Raw genomic sequence first — 3,333 nt, 5'->3', positions numbered from 1 at the left:
CCGAACCGGAGGCGATGGCGCATGCCTACGGAAAGACGGCAAAGGCAGAGGCGACGGCGGTCGGAAGGGCGGGCAGGGCGGGAGAGCGCTGCTCGGTGCTCGCCCGCCCAAGCCGCATCGACGCGGGCGGCGCGATGCGGCTTTCCGGGCACGTGCGAATTTCGATCGTCGGCGTTCCGTGCGACGTCCTGGGAGGGCAGAAGGTGAGCGCGGTCGGCAAGCTCGTCGAGCCGCCTCCTGGCGCGCGTCAGAGTGGGACGATCTACGCGAGAGCCGTTACGGTTTCGGGTCCGGGCTCGGCGGTCTCCCGCACGGTCGCCCGCATCGACGCGGCGCTCGAAAAGGTGCTGGCCGACGCCCCCGAACACGCCCGCGGCCTCATTCCCGGCGTCGCCCTGGGACGCGACGACGCCGTCGAGCCCGGCCTCGCATCCGCCATGAAAATGACCCAGCTCACGCATCTGATCGCGGTTTCCGGCGGGCACGTGTCGATACTTCTTTCCCTCGTCATCCTCGGATTCGGGAGACGGCGGCTCGCCGCCACCGCCGCAGTCTGCTTTCTGTCGGTCCTTGCACTGCTCGCGCTCGTCGGCCCCCAAGCCTCCGTCATACGCGCCGCGGCAATGGGAACCGTGGTTGTCCTCGCGCTCGGAATCGGGCGGGCGAGCCAGGCTGTGCCGTCACTGAGCACAGCCGTGCTCGGCGTGGCCCTCATCGACCCGTGGCTGGCAGTGAGCTACGGATTTTTGCTCTCGGCAAGCGCGACGCTTGGCATCGTCTGCTTCGCCGAGCCTCTCACCGCGCGGCTGGCGGCGAAGGCGCCGCGCCTGCTGGCCGAGCTCGTGGCCGTCCCCCTCGTGGCGCAGCTGGCCTGCCTGCCCGTTCTCGCCCTGTTCACAGACACGGGATCGATCTGGGGAGTGCCGGCCAACATGCTCGTCGCCCCGGTGGTCGCGCCCCTGACCGTGTGCGGACTCGCCACCGCCCTGGCCAGTCCGATTTTTCCCTGGCTCTCCGAGGCAGCGCTCGTTCCCTCAGCTATGGCGACGTGGTGGATCGAGCGGGTCGCGACGACGCTCGCGAAGTGGCCGGGCTCGGGAATCGGCCTGCTGGCCTCTTTCGCCTTCTGCCTCGTCCTCCTCGCGGCGCTCATTGCCCGCAAAGCCCTCGGCTTCGTTGTGGTTGCCGCCCTTGTGGCCGTCACGTGGTGGACCGGGCGGCGCGCCCCGATCGAGATCGCAGACGGCTGGGAGGTCGTCCAATGCGACGTCGGCCAGGGATCCGGGCTCTTGGCCCGGGTGAGGGGGAAGACGATCATGGTCGACGTCGGCCCGCAGGGAAAGGCCGCCGCCGAATGCGTCGAGGCGGCGGGGGTGGAGAAGATCGACATTCTCGTCCTCACCCACGGGCATTCCGACCACATCGGGGGCCTTCCGGAGGTGTTGAAGACCGCCGACGTCGGGCAGGTCTGGGTCTCGCCGAACATGGACCCCGAGGGCAACAAACGGTGGCTGGAGGCCGAGCTGAAGAGGACCGGGCACAAGCCCACAATCGTCTCTCAAGGGAAGGTCGACGATCCCGATGCGCCTCGGGTGCGCGTCATTTGGCCGCGCGCCAACGCCCCCGCGGGCGCCGAGCAGGCCAACGCCCAGTCTGTCGCCGTCCTCGTGGACATACCCGGCGGGATGCTCGTCACGGGGGACCAGGGCCGCGAAAGCCAGGAGCGCTTCGTTCGCGAGGTCGAACCCGTGCGCATCGCGGTGGTCCCGCACCACGGCAGCTCGGATCAGTCCGAACGGCTCGCCCGCGCCGCCGACGCGAAGATCGCTTTCATATCGGTGGGGGAAAACAGCTACGGGCATCCCTCCCGCCGCGCGTTCGAGCTCTACTCCTCGGCCGATGTGTACGACACGAAATCGTGCGGGACGATCGTTGTGACCGGATCCGAGGTCTTTTCTCGCTGCTAAGAACACCTGAAAGTTAGAAAATTGCAATAAAGAAACCAAAATGATATGCTACTGCATATGAAGAAAGTAGCAGTATTCTTTGACACTAACGCCTTGTATCAATTCCGAAGTGGAAGGCTTCCTATTGATAACGATAACTTTAAGTTTATTTCCGACCTTAAGGAAAAGAATATCGTAGATTTATTTGTCTCTGAGGTCGTCATGGATGAACTTCATAGACTATGGGTGAAAGACTATGATGAAATAATTGGAAGGCTCGAAGGTAGCATTAAAGACTTAAAGAGTTGTCTGAGTGAATGTAGTGACATTAAACAGGAAAGTCTGCCCAGTTCTTTAGATAATATTATCGACTCCACTTACTTTCCGCAGTGTTCCGTTATTAAAGATAACTTTAGCAAATCAAATGTGAGAATACTTCCGTTTCCAGATGTTTCTTTGAGTGAGGTTTATGAAAGAGATATTGAAAAACGTAAGCCATTTAAAGAAGATGGAACAGGATTTAGAGACTTTTTGATATGGAAAACTCTTTGTGAGAGTCTTAAAAAATCTGATGAGCTTTATTGTGAGGTTTTCTTTATCACCAATAATTCTAAAGATTTTAGAGATCCTGAAAGTTCTTGTCTTCATAGGGATTTATTCAAAGATGTTCCTGAAGGCTACAAGGTTAATCTAGTTAAATCTATATCTGATTTTCTTGAGCATGATCTTATTAAGAGTCGTATTAGTGCTTTTGATGATAGAGATCTTAAAATGAAACTATCTATTCTTAACACCATAAACAAACTTTTAGGAGAGCCTGTATCTGCATTCGATGAGACTTGTCCAGGCGATCTTCCAAGCAATCCGATTTCATTTTCTGGCATAGAAGGCGAATTTATTGATTTTGAAATTATTAGTAATTCAATAAAACATAATTGTGATGAAACTTCACCTGTATATAAGGATGAGTTAGTAATAGAAGCTAGCGTTGAGGTTAAATGTGTAATAGAAGGTTTCATGGAAAAAAGTGACTATTATATGTACCATGAAGGAGATGTAGACGTATATGATTATGACTGGGGTGATCACACGATGATAGTTCAACAAGCACGCCATCTTCGCTTTGAGCTAAGCGGTAACTTTTTAGGGGACAGTAGCGGTCAAGAAAGAGATTGTGAACTGTCTATCGACGGGGTTGAAGACATAACGGAGCAATAACGTTCCCCGTGAGATACTTGTGCCATGGCTAAGACAGGCGCGCTCAGACACGACCGGATCGAGCTCGCTCCGGTCGTCCTGTTTCTCGTCGGCGAGCCCGTCCTCGGCGACAGGGCCGTTTCGCGGCTCATCGAGCGGGCCCTCGAACGCAATCCGGCCACCGCCGTGA

At 56.6% G+C, this 3,333-nt stretch carries 2 protein-coding genes; both read left to right on the top strand.

Going from position 1 to position 3,333, the window contains the following annotated elements:
- The coding region (locus tag ACO48X_RS03000) for a ComEC/Rec2 family competence protein (RefSeq protein ID WP_485000402.1) at nt 1–1,967 on the top strand (1,967 nt) is incomplete at its 5' end.
- A gap of 57 nt (nt 1,968–2,024) precedes the next feature.
- Nucleotides 2,025–3,164: a PIN domain-containing protein gene (locus ACO48X_RS02995; RefSeq protein WP_485000400.1), complete on the top strand. Its 1,140-nt coding sequence runs from the start codon at nt 2,025–2,027 to the stop codon at nt 3,162–3,164.
- Nucleotides 3,165–3,333: the final 169 nt, after the last annotated feature.

It is taken from the genome of Peptidiphaga sp. (assembly GCF_057238965.1).
Note: the sequence above shows the minus strand (reverse complement) of the source record. Positions and strands in the feature narration are given on the sequence as shown.

What these genes read in the sequence shown, in the direction of transcription:
- ACO48X_RS02995 (WP_485000400.1), top strand. Translation starts at nt 2,025, where the DNA reads ATGAAGAAAGTAGCAGTATTCTTTGACACTAACGCCTTGTATCAATTC.